The organism is Larkinella sp. VNQ87 (genome assembly GCF_049445795.1).
Taxonomy (GTDB): Bacteria; Bacteroidota; Bacteroidia; order Cytophagales; family Spirosomataceae; genus Larkinella.
This window is the reverse complement of sequence record NZ_JBMSDT010000024.1, coordinates 12,689-29,606: the sequence shown is the minus strand read 5'-3', so window position 1 is coordinate 29,606 and position 16,918 is coordinate 12,689. Positions and strand designations below refer to the sequence as shown.

At 53.5% G+C, this 16,918-nt stretch carries 14 protein-coding genes; 10 read left to right on the top strand and 4 right to left on the bottom strand.

Translation table 11 applies throughout. From position 1 onward, the window contains the following. Positions 1–23 precede the first annotated feature (23 nt). Positions 24–1,169, bottom strand: coding sequence for a Gfo/Idh/MocA family protein (locus tag ACO2Q8_RS28365; protein ID WP_423348282.1), 1,146 nt, complete (start codon positions 1,167–1,169; stop codon positions 24–26). A 152-nt stretch (positions 1,170–1,321) separates the two neighbouring features. Further along, positions 1,322–2,458, bottom strand: a complete 1,137-nt coding sequence (locus ACO2Q8_RS28360; protein ID WP_423348312.1) for a Gfo/Idh/MocA family protein — start codon at positions 2,456–2,458, stop codon at positions 1,322–1,324. A 256-nt stretch (positions 2,459–2,714) separates the two neighbouring features. On the opposite strand from ACO2Q8_RS28360, the gene ACO2Q8_RS28355 reads away from it, so the two are divergent. The 4 genes from ACO2Q8_RS28355 (at position 2,715) to ACO2Q8_RS28340 (ending at position 8,009) form a co-directional block, all read left to right on the top strand. Further along, positions 2,715–3,968, top strand: a complete 1,254-nt coding sequence (locus ACO2Q8_RS28355; protein WP_423348281.1) for an MFS transporter — start codon at positions 2,715–2,717, stop codon at positions 3,966–3,968. Between the two features lie 189 nt (positions 3,969–4,157). After that, on the top strand, positions 4,158–4,400 hold the full coding sequence (locus ACO2Q8_RS28350) for a hypothetical protein (protein WP_423348280.1): 243 nt from the start codon (positions 4,158–4,160) through the stop codon (positions 4,398–4,400). Positions 4,401–4,619: 219 nt separating this feature from the next. After that, complete coding sequence (locus ACO2Q8_RS28345) at positions 4,620–5,654, top strand: dienelactone hydrolase family protein (RefSeq protein WP_423348279.1); 1,035 nt, start codon at positions 4,620–4,622, stop codon at positions 5,652–5,654. 87 nt (positions 5,655–5,741) lie between these two features. Then, a complete protein-coding gene (locus ACO2Q8_RS28340; protein WP_423348278.1) occupies positions 5,742–8,009 on the top strand; it encodes an NADP-dependent malic enzyme in 2,268 nt (755 codons plus the stop codon). Between the two features lie 157 nt (positions 8,010–8,166). Here ACO2Q8_RS28340 and ACO2Q8_RS28335 read toward each other — a convergent pair whose 3' ends face one another. Continuing rightward, complete coding sequence (locus ACO2Q8_RS28335; RefSeq protein ID WP_423348277.1) at positions 8,167–8,667, bottom strand: DUF4385 domain-containing protein; 501 nt, start codon at positions 8,665–8,667, stop codon at positions 8,167–8,169. Between the two features lie 129 nt (positions 8,668–8,796). Here ACO2Q8_RS28335 and ACO2Q8_RS28330 point away from each other — a divergent pair, with 129 nt between their 5' ends. The 3 genes from ACO2Q8_RS28330 (at position 8,797) to ACO2Q8_RS28320 (ending at position 12,780) form a co-directional block, all read left to right on the top strand. Next, positions 8,797–9,285 (top strand): RNA polymerase sigma factor, encoded by a 489-nt coding sequence (locus ACO2Q8_RS28330; protein WP_423348276.1) that lies wholly within the window; start codon positions 8,797–8,799, stop codon positions 9,283–9,285. 10 nt (positions 9,286–9,295) lie between these two features. Then, on the top strand, positions 9,296–9,916 hold the full coding sequence (locus ACO2Q8_RS28325) for a hypothetical protein (protein WP_423348275.1): 621 nt from the start codon (positions 9,296–9,298) through the stop codon (positions 9,914–9,916). Positions 9,917–10,236: 320 nt separating this feature from the next. After that, positions 10,237–12,780, top strand: coding sequence for a TonB-dependent receptor domain-containing protein (locus ACO2Q8_RS28320; protein ID WP_423348274.1), 2,544 nt, complete (start codon positions 10,237–10,239; stop codon positions 12,778–12,780). A gap of 114 nt (positions 12,781–12,894) precedes the next feature. Here the strand turns inward: ACO2Q8_RS28320 and ACO2Q8_RS28315 are convergent, their stop codons facing one another. Further along, a complete protein-coding gene (locus tag ACO2Q8_RS28315) occupies positions 12,895–13,815 on the bottom strand; it encodes an ROK family protein (protein ID WP_423348273.1) in 921 nt (306 codons plus the stop codon). A gap of 189 nt (positions 13,816–14,004) precedes the next feature. On the opposite strand from ACO2Q8_RS28315, the gene ACO2Q8_RS28310 reads away from it, so the two are divergent. The 3 genes from ACO2Q8_RS28310 to ACO2Q8_RS28300 all read left to right on the top strand — a co-directional run bounded on the left by ACO2Q8_RS28310 (position 14,005) and on the right by ACO2Q8_RS28300 (position 16,900). Beyond that, the gene (locus tag ACO2Q8_RS28310; RefSeq protein WP_423348272.1) at positions 14,005–14,745 is read left to right on the top strand and encodes a methyltransferase domain-containing protein; all 741 of its coding nucleotides are present in this window, start codon (positions 14,005–14,007) and stop codon (positions 14,743–14,745) included. A 167-nt stretch (positions 14,746–14,912) separates the two neighbouring features. Continuing rightward, complete coding sequence (locus ACO2Q8_RS28305) at positions 14,913–15,506, top strand: TetR/AcrR family transcriptional regulator (protein ID WP_423348271.1); 594 nt, start codon at positions 14,913–14,915, stop codon at positions 15,504–15,506. A gap of 110 nt (positions 15,507–15,616) precedes the next feature. Next, positions 15,617–16,900: an amidohydrolase family protein gene (locus tag ACO2Q8_RS28300; RefSeq protein WP_423348270.1), complete on the top strand. Its 1,284-nt coding sequence runs from the start codon at positions 15,617–15,619 to the stop codon at positions 16,898–16,900. Positions 16,901–16,918: the final 18 nt, after the last annotated feature.

The following is a 16,918-nucleotide window of genomic DNA, read 5'->3' as shown; positions in this document are numbered from 1 at the left end:
TTCGCTCATTCACTCATTCAAAATTATACTTCAACCCACGCCTGCTTGCGGTTCGATTCGAGAATCTTCTCGCAGATGAGCAGTTCGCGGTAGCCGTCGGCGAAGGTTGGGAACGTCGGCGCTTCGGGTTGCTTACCGGCCGCGATGGCTTCGTAGACTTCCTTGAACATCTGCTTCGAGGTGTCGGGAAAGCCTTCGTTGTGGCCACCAGGGAACGAAACGACCGAACGGGCTTCTGAATACATCAGCGATGGGTCACGCATCAGGTTTTCGTTGTAACCGTCGCGGTTCCCGATCCACATTTCGTTGGGCGCTTCCGAGTTCCAGGCGAAGGTTTTCTTCGAACCGGCAATCTCCAGTTTCATCTGGTTCTTGCGGCCCGCCGAGACTTGCGAAACCGTAATGACGCCCTTGTTGCCGTTGTCGAACCGCAGCAGCACGTTGGCGTGGTCTTCGGTATTGATGGGCACATCGGCATAATCTTCCGGTTGCAGCATCTTGCCCGAATATGTCTCAACGGCTTTCAGCGGTTTTTTGCGGGTTTTGTGAATGGTGTTGAAATCCGCCAAAACCGCTACGGTTTTCAGGCCCGTGATGTACTCGATGATGTCCATCAGGTGGGAGCCGATGTCGGCAATGGCCCGCGAGTCGCCCGACTTGTCGGGTTCGAGCCGCCAGTTGTAGTCGGTCTCGTAGAACAGCCAGTCCTGCAAATACGAACCGATGATCGAATACACCTCACCTAAATCCCCTTTCTCCCGCATCACCTTCATCTGCCGGGCCAGAGGATAGTACCGCAGGTTGAAGTGAACGGCGTTGACCAGCCCGGTTTTGGCGGCCAGCTCCACGAGTTCTTCGGCTTCTTTCAGATCCTTGGCCAGCGGTTTTTCGCAGATGACGTGCTTGCCCGCTTCCAGAGCCGCTTTCGACTGTGAATAGTGCAGGAAGTTGGGCGTACAGATGTGAATACTCTGAATGTCGTCCTGTTTGAGCAATTCGTCAAAGGTGTAGGAACGGGCAATGCCGAGCGAGTCGGCTTTTTGCCGGGCCAGTTCGGCCGTCACTTCGCACAGAGCCGCTACCTCGACGTTCGGAAGCCGACGCAGGGCTTCAATGTGTGCCGGACCGATGAAGCCCGTACCCACTACACCAACTTTGATTTTTTCCATTTGTGAGATTTAAAGAGTGTATTTAAGCGGTTAAAAAGAGATGTTTTGTGTGTTGTTACACAGGGTTGATCAGGGGCAATCAGGGTTTATCAGGGGTAGTCTCTGATTCCCTCTGATGTCCTCTGATTAACCCTGGGTAACTAATCCTTTCATTATTCCACAAACTTCGTCCACTTCTCATTGGACTTGTTCGACTGGATGACGGTTTCGATGAAGGCCAGGCCACGGATACCGTCTTCGGCCGAGGGGAAGTCGGCGTAGAGCGGGTCGGGTTCCTTGCCTTCCATCACACTCCGGAGCGTTACCGCGAAGTTGCGGTACAGGTTGGCAAACGCTTCGAAGAACCCTTCCGGATGGCCCGACGGCACGCGGATGTGCGCCTTGGCAGCCGCCGACAATTCGCCCACCGACGGCCGGAAAATCCGCTTCCCTTCCTGGGTTTTGTAAATCAGCGTATTCGGCTCCATCTGGTGCCATTCCAGCCCGCCGAGTTCGCCGTAAATCCGGATGTTCAGGGCATTTTCTTCGCCGTTGGCAATCTGGCTGGCGTGCAGCACGCCTTTCACGCCGTCTTCAAAATGGAGCAGTACGTTCCCATCATCGTCCAACTTCCGGCCTTCGACGAAAATGGTCAGGTCGGCGCACAACTCGGTAATTTTTAGGCCCGTGATGTATTCGGCCAGGTTTTCGGCGTGCGTCCCGATGTCGCCCATGCAACCCGCTGCGCCCGATTGTGCCGGGTCAGTCCGCCAGATGGCCTGTTTGTACGACGTAGCTTCTTCCAGCTTCGAGAGCCAGCCCTGGGGGTATTCGACCACGATTTTGCGAAGTTTCCCCAGCTTGCCGCTGCGCACGATTTCACGGGCTTCCTTCACCATCGGGTAGCCGGTGTAATTGTGCGTCAGGCAGAAGAGCTTGCCGGTTTCTTTCACAATCTGGGCTAGTTCTTTGGCTTCGGCCAGGTTCAGCGTCATCGGTTTGTCGCAAACCACATGGAAACCGTTTTCCAGTGCCAGTTTGGCCGGGGGAAAGTGCATGTGATTCGGCGTCACGATCGACACAAAATCCATCCGTTCGCCCTCCGGCAATTCTTTTTCTTTCAAAATCATTTCCTCGAAACTCCCGTAAACCCGATCGTCGGGCAGGTAAAGGGCGTGTCCGGTCGCTTTTGATTTTTCCGGATTGGAGCTGAAAGCCCCGCAGACCAGCTCGATTTCTCCGTCGAAGACGGCGGCCCGGCGGTGGACGGCTCCGATAAAGGCTTCAAGGCTTCCGCCGATCATGCCCATCCGCATTTTTCTGTGCGCCATAAGTGTAGTAATACTGATTTTTGGTTAGCATTTCCGGAAAACCGGCTTTTGAAAGGTGAAGGCTCGGAAAAACCGATCCTACTTCTTGCAAATGAAAAAGCTAAAAATTTAAATTCGCTGGATTTTGGGCGGGAAATTAGCAGGTTTACTTATTTTTCGGAAATTTTGTATATTTCCCTTCAATAAAACTTACTTTCGACCGACATTTTTTCAACTAAACCCCTACAGCACCCTTATGGCGACAACCCATGTCAACGCGTCCCGACTCTTTAATGCCAGTTGTTTCGCGCTTATTACCACAGCTTTTTCCTTCAGCATTCGAGCGGGAATTTTGCCTCAATTGGGTACCGACTTCGGTCTATCGGCTGAGCAGTTGGGCTTTATCAACTCCATGTGGTTTCTGGGCTTTCCCATTTCGATGATCGTCGGTGGGCTCGTTTACCATTCCGTTGGTCCGAAAATCATTATGTCAGTTGCCTTTGTTTGCCACACCCTGGGCATTCTATTGACCATTTATGCCGGTGGTTACACAACGCTGCTGATTTCAACGCTCTTTATTGGAATCGGTAACGGCTGTACGGAAGCCGCCTGTAACCCGATGATTGCCGATATGTATTCCGGCAACACCATGAACAAAATGCTGAACCGCTTCCACATGTGGTTCCCCGGCGGAATTTTCATCGGTAGTTTGATTTCCAAATTCATGACGGATGCCGGAATGTCGTGGCAGGCTCAGATCTGGGTAATCATGATCCCGACGGTGGTGTATGCGTTTTTGTTCTTCGGTCAGGCTTTCCCGGCTTCGAAAGTGGAAGGTGCAACGTCGCTCTCGAAAAACTTCGCAGCCATGCTAACGCCCCTGTACATCTTTATGTTCTGCTGCATGGCCCTGACCGCTATCTCGGAGTTTGGTCCGCAACAGTGGGTGGGTCTGATCATGGCGAAAAGCGGAGCCGCTCCGATGCTGATTCTGGCGCTGACGACGCTATTGATGGCCATCGGCCGGTATTTCGGTGGGCCACTCATTCACCGGCTCGACCAGACGGGTGTGCTGCTCGGCGGGGCGGTTTTTGCCCTGATTGGTATCTACCTGTTTAGCACCCAAACCGGGGCGATGGCTTATGTTGCTGCAGTATTTTTCGCATTGGGCGTTTGTTACTTCTGGCCGACGATGGTCGGTTTTGTGGCCGAGCGGATTCCGCTGAGCGGAGCCCTGGGCATGTCGATCATCGGGGGCGTCGGAATGTTCTCGACCTCGATCTTCCAGCCGTTTATCGGTGGCTGGATCGATAGCGAACGGGCTGAGAAAGCTGCGGCCGGTCTGTCAGGCGACGCACTCGAACTGGCCGCCGGGCAAGCTACACTGGCAAAGATGACCGCATTTCCCCTTATCCTGATCGTTGCCTTTACGGTTCTGTGGTTCTGGATGCGGAACCGCAAGGCGGGTCACGTTGACGAAAAGCTGGTTTCACAGCAGCCGCAGTTGTAATAACCGCACTGACTGATAGTTACTTAAGCCGGTTCTGTCCGAAAAGCAGAACCGGCTTTAATTTTTTAATGATTTTTTAGAACTATATATTTATTTTTTTTATTTTTGGTACAAGTCTCCACCACCGTTAGATAAGCGCTTGAAGCGACACCCGTTTATTTAAACTACTTAACCTGTACCTTACTGACAATGAATCAGTTAACCCAAACCCGTAAATGGCCTAGTCCAACTTTGTCGCGTTGGCAAATCGTTCAGTTGTCAATGCTCTCCGCCCTCCTGGCCGGTATGATTTTCTGGAAAGTCCAGTACGACCAGATTCTACCTCCGACCCAGACGGGCAATCCCCTATTAAGTACCTTCGCATCGGCAGATCACCATATCCCGGTTTCTAAAACGATGGAGCAGGCTGTGGCCCGCAAAATCCGGCAATAGCCATCGAGTCGCCCACCGGATCTAACATCTGTTTCAAGAAGCGATTATCTGCCTACTTTACCCATGAGCGGTGCCCGAAATCAGGCACCGCTTTTGTTTTATAACCGGCTTCTAAACCTTTTTTTAGTACCTTCCGCTGCCCCGTGCGTCACACTCGTAAACCGATGAAAATCCATGAAACGGAACGCTTTATCGTCATCCCGTAACCGTCGCAATTTCATGAAAGCCCAGCTCCTGGGTGGGTTGAGCCTGTTGACAACGGCGAGTCGACCCTTGCTTACCGATCACCCAAAACCGGCTGTCATGCCCGCGAACCCTTCCTCTGAAACGTTACGCAACCAGTATCAAACCTGCCTGGGTGGTCCTTTCCCAACCCCGGTTCCGCTGCTTCCCCAACACCGCGAAACCATCCGGAAAGACGGCTACCGGATTGAGTCTCTGACTTACCAAGTCGAAGCCAACGAGCCCGTTCCGGCGCTGCTGCTGATTCCGGATTCGGCTACGGCCCAGCGGCCCGTGCCCGGTATTGCGGTTTGGCACCAGCACAATGGAGAATACCACCTGGGCAAATCCGAACCGGCCGGCCTGGCTGGCAATCCTATGCACCATACCGCCGTGGCGCTCGTCCGGGAGGGCTACGTGGTGCTTTGCCCCGATGCCCTATGCTTTGAAGAACGGCAGGATCCAACGAAAAAGCTCAAAAACGGCGAGTTCGAACGGTTCGAGTTTCTGCGCCAGGTGGTGCGGGGGCGCAGCATGGCCTGGAAAAATATTCTGGACATGCGCCGGGCCATCGACTATTTGTGCAGCCGACCGGAAGTACGGGCCGACCAAATCGGATGTTACGGGCACTCGATGGGCTCGACGCATACCTGGCTGGCGGGGCCGCTCGAACCGCGCCTGAAGTGTCTGGTGGGCAACTGCTGTTTGCCCACCTACGCGGCCATTGAAGAAACGCACATTCTCCATTGCTTTCCCAACTTTGTTCCCGGCTGGACGCAGTTTGGCGACACGCCGGATATTGCCGCCCTGATCGCTCCCCGCGCCCTCCACCTGAATTTCGGCGAACTGGATGAGGGGTCGCCCATCAGTTTTGTTCGGGAAGGATTGGACCGGATTTCGAAAGCCTACACAGCAGCCGGAGTCTCCGAAAACTTCACCTCGTTTATCGAACCCGGCCAGGGGCATGTCCTGACCGAAGCCATGTGGCAGCATGTCAGAGATACATTTGCCCGACACCTCCGGATGGTATAAATTCCCACTGGTTTGATGCGTTTTTCTTACCTTGCAGCCCAGTTGGGTCTATTACTACCATCTGTTACCCCTGACCAGCATTTGTCTATGGAAAAAAAAATTCGCCGGGAAGACGCTCTTGAATACCACGCCAAGGGGCGCCCGGGTAAAATCGAAGTCGTTCCTACCAAAGAGTACAACACCCAGCGTGACCTGACGCTGGCTTATTCCCCGGGCGTTGCCGAACCCTGCCTCGCCATCGCCGAAAACATCGAAGATGTTTACAAATACACGGCCAAAGGCAACCTGGTCGCCGTGATCAGCAACGGAAGCGCCGTGCTTGGTTTGGGCGATATTGGCCCCGAAGCCGGAAAACCGGTGATGGAGGGCAAAGGGCTGCTATTCAAGATTTACGCCGACATTGACGTTTTCGATATTGAACTCAATACCAAGAACGTCGACGAATTTGTTCGCACCGTTAAGATTCTGGAACCGACATTTGGCGGGGTTAATCTGGAAGACATCAAAGCGCCGGAATGCTTCGAAATTGAAGAGCGCCTGAAACGCGAACTCAATATTCCGGTCATGCACGACGACCAGCACGGAACCGCCATCATCTCGGCGGCTGCTTTGCTCAACGCGCTCGAAATTGTCGGAAAAAAGATTGAAGACGTTAAAATCGTGGTCAATGGAGCCGGAGCTTCGGCCATTTCCTGTTCTAAACTATACATTGCACTGGGCGCGAGAGTTGAAAACTTCGTGATGTGCGACAGCAAAGGCGTGATTCGCGCCGACCGCACCGACCTCGACGACCGCAAGAGCAAGTTTATCACCAGCCGCGACCTGCGTACGCTCGAAGAAGCCATGGTAGATGCCGACGTGTTCATTGGCTTATCAAAAGGGAATGTGGTTTCGCAGGACATGGTTCGTTCGATGGCCAAAGACGCCATTGTGTTTGCGATGGCGAACCCGACACCGGAAATTTCCTATCCGGAAGCCATTGAAGCCCGCCCGGACATTATTATGGCGACGGGCCGCTCGGATTATCCTAACCAGGTTAACAACGTACTGGGCTTCCCGTTCATTTTCCGGGGTGCGCTCGACGTGCGGGCCACGGAAATCAACGAGGCTATGAAACTGGCCGCCGTGCATGCCCTGGCCGATCTGGCTAAAAAATCCGTCCCGGATCTGGTCAACCTGGCGTATGGCGAGGCCAACCTGATGTTTGGCCGCACGTACATTATTCCCAAACCGGTCGATCCGCGTCTGCTCAGTACGGTCGCTCCCGCCGTGGCCAAAGCCGCCATCGAATCGGGCGTCGCCAAACACCCAATCACCGACTGGGAAGCCTACGAACACCAGCTCGACCGGCGTCTGGGGCAGGACAATCAGATTTCGCGGGTGATTCTGAACAAAGCCAAATCCGACCCGAAACGGGTGGTGTTTGCCGATGCCGAAAACCTGCGGGTGTTGAAAGCCGCCCAGCAGGTCCGCGACGAGGGCATCGCCTTCCCGATTCTGCTCGGCGAGGTCAGCCGGATTCAGGCGCTGATCACCGAAAATAACCTGGATCTGGGCACTGTTCCGATTCTGGACCCACGCGCGCCGGAGCAGGACGAACTGATTCAAAAGTTCAGCGAACTGTATTATGAGAAGCGGAAACGCAAAGGCGTTAATGCCACCGAAGCGACCAAACAGATGTACTACCGGAATTACTTCGGCGTCATGATGGTGGAAGCGGGCGATGCCGACGCCGTGATTTCGGGTCTGACGCGCAATTACCCCGACACGATTCGACCGGCCTTGCAGGTCATCGGGAAGGAAGCCGGGGTAAAAAAGGTAGCCGGGATGTACATCCTGCTGACCAAGCGCGGGCCGCTGTTTTTCTCGGATACAACCGTCAACTTCAACCCGACAGTTGATGAAATTGTCGAAATTACAGAGCTGACCGCCCGGGCCGTCGAACGGTTTAACATCAAGCCCCGGATTGCGATGGTTTCCTACTCCAACTTCGGCAGCGCCAAAGGCGAAGACGCCCAGAAGATGAACCAGGCCGTCGAAATTCTGCAACGGAAACACCCGGAAATGATCGTGGATGGCGAAATTCAGGCGCACCTGGCCTTCAACACGGAGTTGCTGAAGCAAAACCACCCGTTCAGCAAGTTGGTCGACGAAGGAGCCAACACCCTGATTTTCCCCAACCTCGCAGCCTCGAACATTGCCTATAACCTCCTGACTGAGTCGGCCGGCATCGACGCCATCGGCCCGATTCTGCTTGGCCTCCGCAAACCGGTTCACGTCCTGCAACTCGGCAGCTCCGAGCGAGAGATCGTCAACATGGTCGCCATCGCCGTCGTCGAAGCACAAGGGAAATGAGTTAAGAATTAAGACGGGGCCGCCCGTGCGGTTATGAGTTAAGAGTTGGCTGACGCGCGTACCCACGGACTTTAGTCCGTGTGAGCTTATATGGTCTAATAGTTGGTATCAACTTAATGATGGGCTGGCTCACACGGACTAAAGTCCGTGGGTACGTTTAGCCATACTTTTCCTGCCATTCCTTCCGTAGCCGTTTGTAATCCGGGTCTTCGCGGGCGAGGAGGTATTTTTCGCGGAAGATAGAGGCACTTTCGGCTTTCGTAGGGTCGGTGTCGAGCGGTAAGGTATCGCGGCCGTGGCTCCCGCTGCGGCCTTTCTGATCGGCCGGAACCGGGCCGTCGTATTTTTGTCCGGTGCGGTGGTTGGCGTAACGCCGGGCGCGTGTGACGCCCATTTGCAGGAATTTCCGGGCCATATCCATCCCGACAAAATCGCCTTTCGCCTTATAGTCCAGAAACAATTCGTAGATTTTCTCCGACGATTGCCGGGCAATGTCCGGGGTTTTGAACCGCCAGAGGGGCAAAATTTCGGATTTGTACGGCTGCACGAGCAATACACCCTGTTCGCCCTTGCCCACGCGGTAGAGTTCCGGTCGTTCGCGCAGGTTTAATTCCCGGTAATTCAGCGAATAATCAAATGCTTTGGGGTTGGTTTTCATCGGATAAAGCGTTGTACCGTCTAAACCGCTTCCATCCGGTTTGGTTTCCTCTCCTATTTTTTTCAGTCTGGTTGTAATATTTCCCCGTTTCCTGCGACTAATACCGGGAAAGCACTCAAACGCGCTGCGATGGAAAAGGAATTTGTTCGCTTATTGAACCAGCACCCCGGCCTGTTGTACAAAGTCTGCTCCTTGTACGGCCCAAAACCGGAAGACCGCGAAGATCTTTTCCAGGAAATCGTGCTGCAACTCTGGAAAGCGTATCCAACGTTCAAACACGAATCGAGCGTGACGACCTGGCTGTACCGGATTGCCCTGAATACCGCCATCTCGAATTACCGACGCAAGACCGTTCGGGTGCAGGCCGTTCCTTTTTCCGACTCCGACCTTCAGATTCCGGACCTGAGCGACGATACGCTGGCGGATGAGGTGAAAGCGTTGTATGCTGCCATCGAGCATCTGTCGCCCATCGAAAAAGCGGTGATCACGCTGTACCTGGACGATAAAAGTTACGAAGAAATGGCCGCCATCATCGGCATTTCAAAAACCCATGTCGGGGTGAAACTAAACCGCATCAAAACCAAGCTCGAAAAATTACTCAAATCGACAACCCGTTAAAAAAAGACTCATGAACCTCGACGAATTAAAAGCTACCTGGCAAGCCTACGACGAAAAAATCCGGTCAAGCCAACGACTGAGTGAACAAATGATCAGGCTGATGATCAAAGACCGCTCGAAAGGAACTTTAGCCAACATGGCCCGCAGCCTGCAACGGGCCGGAATCATCATGACGGCGGTGCTTCTATTCTTTACTGCCGCCATCCTGGGCAACGCCTTCGACTACACAAGCTGGTATATGTACATACCGTCGGTTCTGTACATCGGTCTGGCAACAGTTGCCCTGGCGGTTGTTGTTCGGACTCGGCGCGCCCTCAGCCGCGTGACCCTGAATCAGCAGAACCTTTACGATAGCCTGACAACGGTTTTGCACTGGCACGAGCGGGCCCAGGCCACCCTATCGCGGGTTTGGATGCTATGCATGCTGGCCGGTTTTCTGTTCGGCGTCTCGATGGTAGCCCGGAAGTTCGAAACGTATGGCCCAACAAAAGTAGCCTTGTTTCTGGGAATGCAACTGACCCTCATTCTGCTCATTTACGGGGCGGCCCGCTGGCTGCTCAACGTTTTTGAAGATACCCACGGCAAAGCATTGAGAGAAGATTTGCACGAGTTAGATCAACTGAAAGTCTGAGCTCGTTGCCCATCGTTTATTAAATTCTCCTTTTTTCTGCCCCAAAGAACCGGTAGCCTAGCTGGTTAAACCCCTGTTTATCGAAAACCAGCCGTTGAACCGCCTTTCAGTAATTTTGCAGGTGGTTGATAAAGCAACCCGCTAGCCCTCTCCATTCATCCTGTCCCCGTACCATTTAAAGGTCTGATTTTACCGTTCCGCCATTACTAGACGAACTATGACCGATGCACTTGTCTTATTGTTTGAAGTTAGCAATATCTTTGTATAGTTCAATTTAACCCGTCAATTTCTTCCCTCTTGAATACAACCATCTTAAAATTATGAAATATTTTATACTTTTTATTATTATTCTCTGCACGACGCTTTCGCTTGCCCAGCCTCCTGCTGGTCCCCCACAGGGTGCTACCCGACCAGCACCGGCTATTCCGGGCACCGTCAACCCCGACGCCCCGCGCGGGAACGGAAAAATCACGGGCATTCTGGTCGATTCGACCACCAGCAAACCGGTCGAGTTTGCGACCATTGCGCTGCTCAATGTCCAAACCGGCAAGCCGGTCGACGGAACGACGAGCGATGAAAAAGGGAAATTTGCGCTGACCAAACTGGCACCCGGCGAATACCGGCTTCAGGTGTCGTTTTTGGGGTATCGAAACAAGGAAACCGGCAAATTGAAAATTGAAAAAGGGACCGATATTAACGTCGGCAACATCGCCCTGGCGCCTGACGTCCGGACGTTGAACGAAGTGAATGTGGTAGGCCAGGCTGCGGTTCTGGAAGAAAAGGTTGACCGACTGGTCTACAATGCCGACAAGGACGTGACCAACCGGGGTGGCGACGCTGCCGAAGTGATGCGGAAGGTACCGATGCTTTCAGTGGATCTCGATGGGAACGTATCGCTGCGTGGAAGTTCCAATGTTCGGGTCTTGATTAACAACAAACCGTCGACCATTGTGGCCGCCAGCGTGGGCGATGCGCTCAAGCAGATTCCGGCGGATATGATCAAGTCGGTAGAAGTCATCACCTCGCCCTCCGCCAAGTACGATGCCGAAGGCTCAGCCGGTATCATCAACATCATTACGAAAAAGAACACCCTTCAGGGACTGACGCTGAACATGGACGCGGGTGTCGGAAACCGGGGCTCGAACCTGGGATTGAACGGGAACTACCGCGCCGGAAAAATGGGCTTCTCCCTGGGCGGTTTTGGCCGGGCCAATTACAACATCAAAGGCGGTTTTGAGAATACTCAACGCAGTCTTTTCGAGGGAGTCACGACCGAAACCCGCCAAACGGCCGACACCAGAAACCAGTTTATTTTTGGCAATTACCAACTGGGTTTCGATTACGACATTGCCAAAAACCAAAGCCTGACGGCCTCGTTGCGGTACGGCGCTCAAAACGGAAAAACTTCGCAGAACCTGGCAACGGTTTTCTTCCCGGGAGGTTTGGTCCCCAGCGAAACCTCCCGGCGCGATGTCGACATCAAGAACCTCTCCGGCACCGTCGACCTGAACGTCGATTACACCCGCACGTTTAAGCCGCAGCAGGAACTAAGCATCTTGACGCAGTTCAGCCGTAATAACCGGACGAACGACTACGAAGCCGACCTGTTTGGTAATACTGCAATCATCACCGGCCGGGACCGCAACGACAACCTGAGCTACAACCAGGAATCAACAATTCAGATTGATTACCAGACACCCATCAAAACCAATCAGCAGCTTGAAGTTGGGGGGAAAGGCATCTTCCGGCAAGTCGACAGCGATTACGAATATTATGTCTCGGAAGGCCCCAACGGCGAATACGGTCCGAACCCGCTACGTCCCAACAACGGACTTGATTACAACCAGAACGTAGCCGCTACGTATTTGTCGTACACCTATACCACCAAGACCAAATACACGATCAAAGCCGGGGCGCGGTATGAATACACGATGATTGACGCCAACTTCCGGGCCGAAACGCCGGGGCAGGCCATCAACATCCCGGATTACGGTAACCTCGTCCCCAGCATCAACATTTCGAAGGCGTTGAAGGGTGGAAAAATTGTCAAGATCGCCTACAACCGGCGGTTGCAACGCCCCGGGATTCAGTTTCTGAACCCGAACGTGAATGCGGCCAACCCCCAAAACATCACCTTCGGGAACCCGTTTCTAGAACCGGAATTGACCGACAACGTTGAACTCAGTACCAGCGCCAGCATCAAGAAAGCTTACCTAAACGTCTCGTTGTTTGCCCGCCGGACGAACAATTCCATCGAAAACGTCCGGACAACCAGCCAGGATGGGGTCATTACCACCACGTATCAGAATATCGGCCGCAAGGAGAACTATGGGATCAACCTGTTCGGGAACCTGAACCTGTTCTCCAAGTGGCAGATCGGGGGCGGTACGGATGCGTATTACTCTTACATCACCAACAACAGCCCGACGCCGACGCTCAACGCCAGCAATTCCGGCTGGGTCGTCACCGGTCGCCTGTTTACGAACCTGTCGCTGAAAAAAGGCTGGGGTATCCAGGGTTTTGGGTTTATGCAGGGCCGCAGTGTGCAGTTGCAGGGTTATCAGACCGGTTTTGGCTTCTACAGCCTGGGCATCAAGAAAGACTTTAAAGATGACAAAGGACAAACCCGGGGCAGCCTCGGACTGGCGGGCGAAAACTTCCTGTCAAACCAAATTAAACTACGCACGGAGCTTACCTCGCCCACGTTCCTGCAAAGCAATACCAATTACTTCTACAACCGGGGGGTTCGCCTGACGTTCAGCTACCGGATCGGTAAAATGAGCTTCGACCAACCCCAACGCCGGAAAAAATCCGTCAACAACGACGACGTCAAAGACGGAGGAGACAATTCGGTTAAGAATTAAGACGGGGCCGCCCGTGCGGTTAAGAGTTAAGAGTTGGCTCCGCCACTTTACAGGAAACGGCGGAGCCAACTCTTAATTCTTAACCGCACGGGCGGCCCCGTCTTAATTCTTAACTCATAAAAGCGCTGCGCCGAAGACACCGGCACTGTCGCCGAGTTTGGGTTTGAGGAACGTGGTGTTGAGTTGGCCTTCGTTGAAGACGTATTTTTTGGCGCGTTCGACGCCTTCCGTGTACAGCAGGTCAATGTTGCCAACGCCCCCGCCGAGCACGATGGCGTCGGGGTCCAGCACGTTGATAATGACCGAAATGGCTCGGCCAAAGTTCTCTAACAACCGGTTGATGGTTTGCGTTGCGTACGGATCGATGCCCGCATCATGGCGCTCGACAATCTCTTTCAGCTTCCGGCTTTCTCCGCTAAGATCCTGGTAAAACCGTTGCAGGGCGGGTCCCGAAAACACTTGCTCGTTGCAACCCCGTTTGCCACAGTAACACGGGTAGCCATTCTCTTCGAGGATAATGTGACCCCACTCCCCGCCGATGCCCTGCAAGCCGTTCTGCACAAAGGATTGGCCGTCTTTCCCGCGCAAAACCACGCCCCCCCCAACGCCGGTACCCATAATGACGCCGAAAACCACGCGAAAGTCCGGGGTTACCTCCGGAACTGCGCCCATCGTAGCCTCGGCCAGGGCAAAACAGTTGGCGTCGTTGGCGATGGACACCGGAACGCCCAGCGTCTTTTCGAGATCCTGCGGCAACGGCATCCCATTCAGGCAGGTTGTGTTACAACCTTTCATCACCTGGCGGGCCGGATCGAAGGTGCCGGGCGTCCCGAAACCGATGTGCTCAGGCTGGTAACCGGTTTCGGCCTTCAGTAATCCGACCAGTTTAGTTATCTGACTGATAATGTGGCCATAGCCTTTATCGGCCTCTGTATCAATGCGCTTGCGAACAACGACGGCATCGGGTGAAGGCGCCGACAACACCACACCCTCGATTTTCGTACCGCCCAGATCAATCCCCCAATAGGTTTGCATGAATGGATTTAAGAATTTTAACTCCAAAAATAAAAGAATTATGAGTTATGAATTAAGAGTTATGACGGGGCCGCCCGGCGGTTGGCTGACGCATTCACTAGCCGCAGCGCAACCGCCGGGCGGCCCCGTCATAACTCTTAACTCTTAATTCTTAACTCTTAATTCATAACTCATAATTCTTAACTCCTGATGTGGTACGACAACTTTTTTAATGGGCTGGTTCAGGAAGCCTGGAAAACCGCCCAGACCGACGAGCAAACCGAACTCGAATGCGATTTTCTACTGGATATGCTCGAACTCCGGCCCGGGCAGCGTGTGCTCGATATTTTTTGCGGATACGGTCGGCACGCCCTCGAACTGGCCCGATCCGGCTGTGCGGTAACCGGCGTTGATATAGCCACCGAGTCGATTCAGGAATTGCAAACGGCCGCCCAACGCGAACGATTACCCATTGAAGCCAGGGCCGGAGATTTTTTAGCGGTTGAATTGGAAGGCGGTTTTCAGGCCGCTTACTGCATGGGCAACAGTTTCAGCTTTTTCCCGCACAATACCATGCAGACGTTTCTGCGAAAAGTCGCCGGACTGCTGGAACCGGGTGGGCGGTTTGTCGCTGACACCGCGCTGGTGGCCGAAAGTGTCTTGCCAGATTTTCAGGAACGATCCTGGATGCAGGTGGGTGACATCACCTTTCTGGTGGAAAATGAATACGACGTTCGGACGAGTTGCATCCGGGCCCACCTGACGTATCTGCGGGAAAATCAACGGGTTGAACGCCATTCGGAACACTATGTTTATACGGTGGCCGAATTACAACGGCTGTTTCAGGAAGCGGGTCTGACCATTTCGGAATTGTTCGGAAATCTAGATGGTTCAGAATTCTTGGTCGGCGATGAACGTCTGCTATTGGTTGCTAAGAAAAGAACCCGTTGAAGCAGTCGGGAAGGTTATTCGATAAGCTTCTCAAAAAGAATATGTTATGTTCACTATTTACTGCTTGTATTGAATATTTTAAAGAATAACTACCATTTCATTAGACGTTTTGGGGACTTATGTGTAGTTTAACGCCAATTTAACACTGTTAACTTGACGATAACCGAATGGAGACACTTGAGCGCAAACAACGCAACCGCGAGCAAACCCGCTCCGGTATTGTGCTGACCGCTAAGGACATCGCTCGCCGGGAAGGCTGGCAGGCCGTGTCAATTCGTAAAATTGCCGATGCCATCGACTACAGTGCCCCGATTGTTTACGAATACTTCGATAGTAAAGATATCTTGCTCGATGAAATCCGCAACGACGGCTTTCGCGAGCTCCGGTCAGAATACGAACGAATCAAAAAAATATACCGCGATCCGGAGAAACGCCTGTTCGAAATGTCGGTTGCGCAGTGGCAGTTTGCCCTTGGTCAGCCCGAGATCTACCAGGTCATGTATAACCTCAATGGCGCCTACTGCACCCGCCCGGTTTGCGAATCCAGCGAAATGGAAGCGCTCAGTGCCCTGATTCGCGAAATTATTTTCACCTTCATTCCCAAATCGCAGGAAAGCATTCAAAAACTGTACTACGAGTGGTGGTCGCTGTCGCACGGTATGATTACGCTCGCCATGTTGCTCCGCGACCGGCAATCACTCGAACTTTCCGAACAGGTTTACCGCGATTCCATGCGCCGTTTTGTCCGATCACTGCGATAAATGAATTAAGACGGGGCCGCCCGTGCGGTTATGAATTGTAGCGCTGCGTCAGCCAACTCTTAACTCTTAATTCATAACCGCACGGGCGGCCCCGTCTTAATTCCAATTTCATGCGTTCCCTATTCCTCCTACCCCTCCTTCTTGCTTTCTTTTCGGCCCCGGCCCAATCCCCGAAAACCGCCCTGCTGGTTCGGGCGGGTAAGCTATACGATGCCGAAAAAAACGTTTTTTTGACCAATCAGGAAATTCTGGTTGTCGATGATAAAATTGTGGCCGTCGGAACGAAGCTGAAACGGCCCCGAAACGTGCGTGTCATCGACCTGCCGAGCGGAACCGTTACGCCGGGGTTGATCGACGCCCACACGCACCTCCTGCTCAATCAGCTTTTCGACGAGCAGGCGATGGCCGTAGCCTCCAAGATTCCGGCCACCGAGCGACTGAGCAAAGCGCTGGCTTTTGCCGACGATTACCTACGGGTCGGTTTTACGACCGCCCGCGACTTGGGTAATTCGGGTCAGTTTCTGGATCTTGAACTAAAAAACCGACTCGCGAAGTCTGGAAAACCGGCGTTGGAATTATACGGTTCCGGACCGATTCTGAGTCCGCCGGGCGGGCAGTTTGGCCGTTTGTATCCAGCCGATAGCTTTCTGATTAATCAGGAATACCGCGTGATTCGTGGGGCCGATGATGCCAAAACCGCCGTGCTGGAGCACATCCGGCGCGGGGTCAGTGTGATCAAGGTTTGCATGAATACCGACAACCGGGTGCTGGCTCCGGAAGAGATCAAAGCCATTGTTGCGACGGCTCACCAGAACAAAATTCCGGTAACGGCCCATGCCACCTACGACGAATCGGCGCGCGATGCCGTGCTGGCCGGTGTCGATGGAATCGAACACGGTTACACTCTGTCCGACAGCACCTTGTCGCTCATGGCGCAACGCGGCACCTACCTCGTTCCGACCGATCCGTCGTGGACACAGGGGCGCATCCGGGTAGCCGCCGTCGGGATGAAAGGCCCGGAAGGCGAAGAGTACCTGAAGCAGGCACTCACCGGTTTTCACGACCGGCTGCAACGGGCGCATAAAAAAGGCATCTGGCTGGTAGCCGGTTCGGATTATTACAACAACATTCCAAATCTGAACCGGGGCGCGGGCGCTATGGACGTGCTGCTATCGTATCAGGAAGCCAACATTCCGGTAACGACGGTTTTGCAAATGGCCACGTACAATGCGGCTAAAGTGCTCGGGATTTCGGAGCAAACCGGTGTTCTCAAACCCGGAATGAAAGCCGACCTGGTTGTTTTTGACGGTGATTTTGAAACGAACTTCCCGCAAACCCTATCCAAGGTCAAGCTCGTGCTGAAGGCGGGAAAAGAAGTAAATCTGACGAATTAACCACTCCCTGTTTTTCTA

What these genes read in the sequence shown, in the direction of transcription:
- ACO2Q8_RS28365 (WP_423348282.1), bottom strand. Translation starts at nt 1,169, where the DNA reads ATGGAAAAAATCAAAGTTGGTGTAGTGGGTACGGGCTTCATCGGTCCG.
- ACO2Q8_RS28360 (WP_423348312.1), bottom strand. Translation starts at nt 2,458, where the DNA reads ATGGGCATGATCGGCGGAAGCCTTGAAGCCTTTATCGGAGCCGTCCAC.
- ACO2Q8_RS28355 (WP_423348281.1), top strand. Translation starts at nt 2,715, where the DNA reads ATGGCGACAACCCATGTCAACGCGTCCCGACTCTTTAATGCCAGTTGT.
- ACO2Q8_RS28350 (WP_423348280.1), top strand. Translation starts at nt 4,158, where the DNA reads ATGAATCAGTTAACCCAAACCCGTAAATGGCCTAGTCCAACTTTGTCG.
- ACO2Q8_RS28345 (WP_423348279.1), top strand. Translation starts at nt 4,620, where the DNA reads ATGAAAGCCCAGCTCCTGGGTGGGTTGAGCCTGTTGACAACGGCGAGT.
- ACO2Q8_RS28340 (WP_423348278.1), top strand. Translation starts at nt 5,742, where the DNA reads ATGGAAAAAAAAATTCGCCGGGAAGACGCTCTTGAATACCACGCCAAG.
- ACO2Q8_RS28335 (WP_423348277.1), bottom strand. Translation starts at nt 8,667, where the DNA reads ATGAAAACCAACCCCAAAGCATTTGATTATTCGCTGAATTACCGGGAA.
- ACO2Q8_RS28330 (WP_423348276.1), top strand. Translation starts at nt 8,797, where the DNA reads ATGGAAAAGGAATTTGTTCGCTTATTGAACCAGCACCCCGGCCTGTTG.
- ACO2Q8_RS28325 (WP_423348275.1), top strand. Translation starts at nt 9,296, where the DNA reads ATGAACCTCGACGAATTAAAAGCTACCTGGCAAGCCTACGACGAAAAA.
- ACO2Q8_RS28320 (WP_423348274.1), top strand. Translation starts at nt 10,237, where the DNA reads ATGAAATATTTTATACTTTTTATTATTATTCTCTGCACGACGCTTTCG.
- ACO2Q8_RS28315 (WP_423348273.1), bottom strand. Translation starts at nt 13,815, where the DNA reads ATGCAAACCTATTGGGGGATTGATCTGGGCGGTACGAAAATCGAGGGT.
- ACO2Q8_RS28310 (WP_423348272.1), top strand. Translation starts at nt 14,005, where the DNA reads ATGTGGTACGACAACTTTTTTAATGGGCTGGTTCAGGAAGCCTGGAAA.
- ACO2Q8_RS28305 (WP_423348271.1), top strand. Translation starts at nt 14,913, where the DNA reads ATGGAGACACTTGAGCGCAAACAACGCAACCGCGAGCAAACCCGCTCC.
- ACO2Q8_RS28300 (WP_423348270.1), top strand. Translation starts at nt 15,617, where the DNA reads ATGCGTTCCCTATTCCTCCTACCCCTCCTTCTTGCTTTCTTTTCGGCC.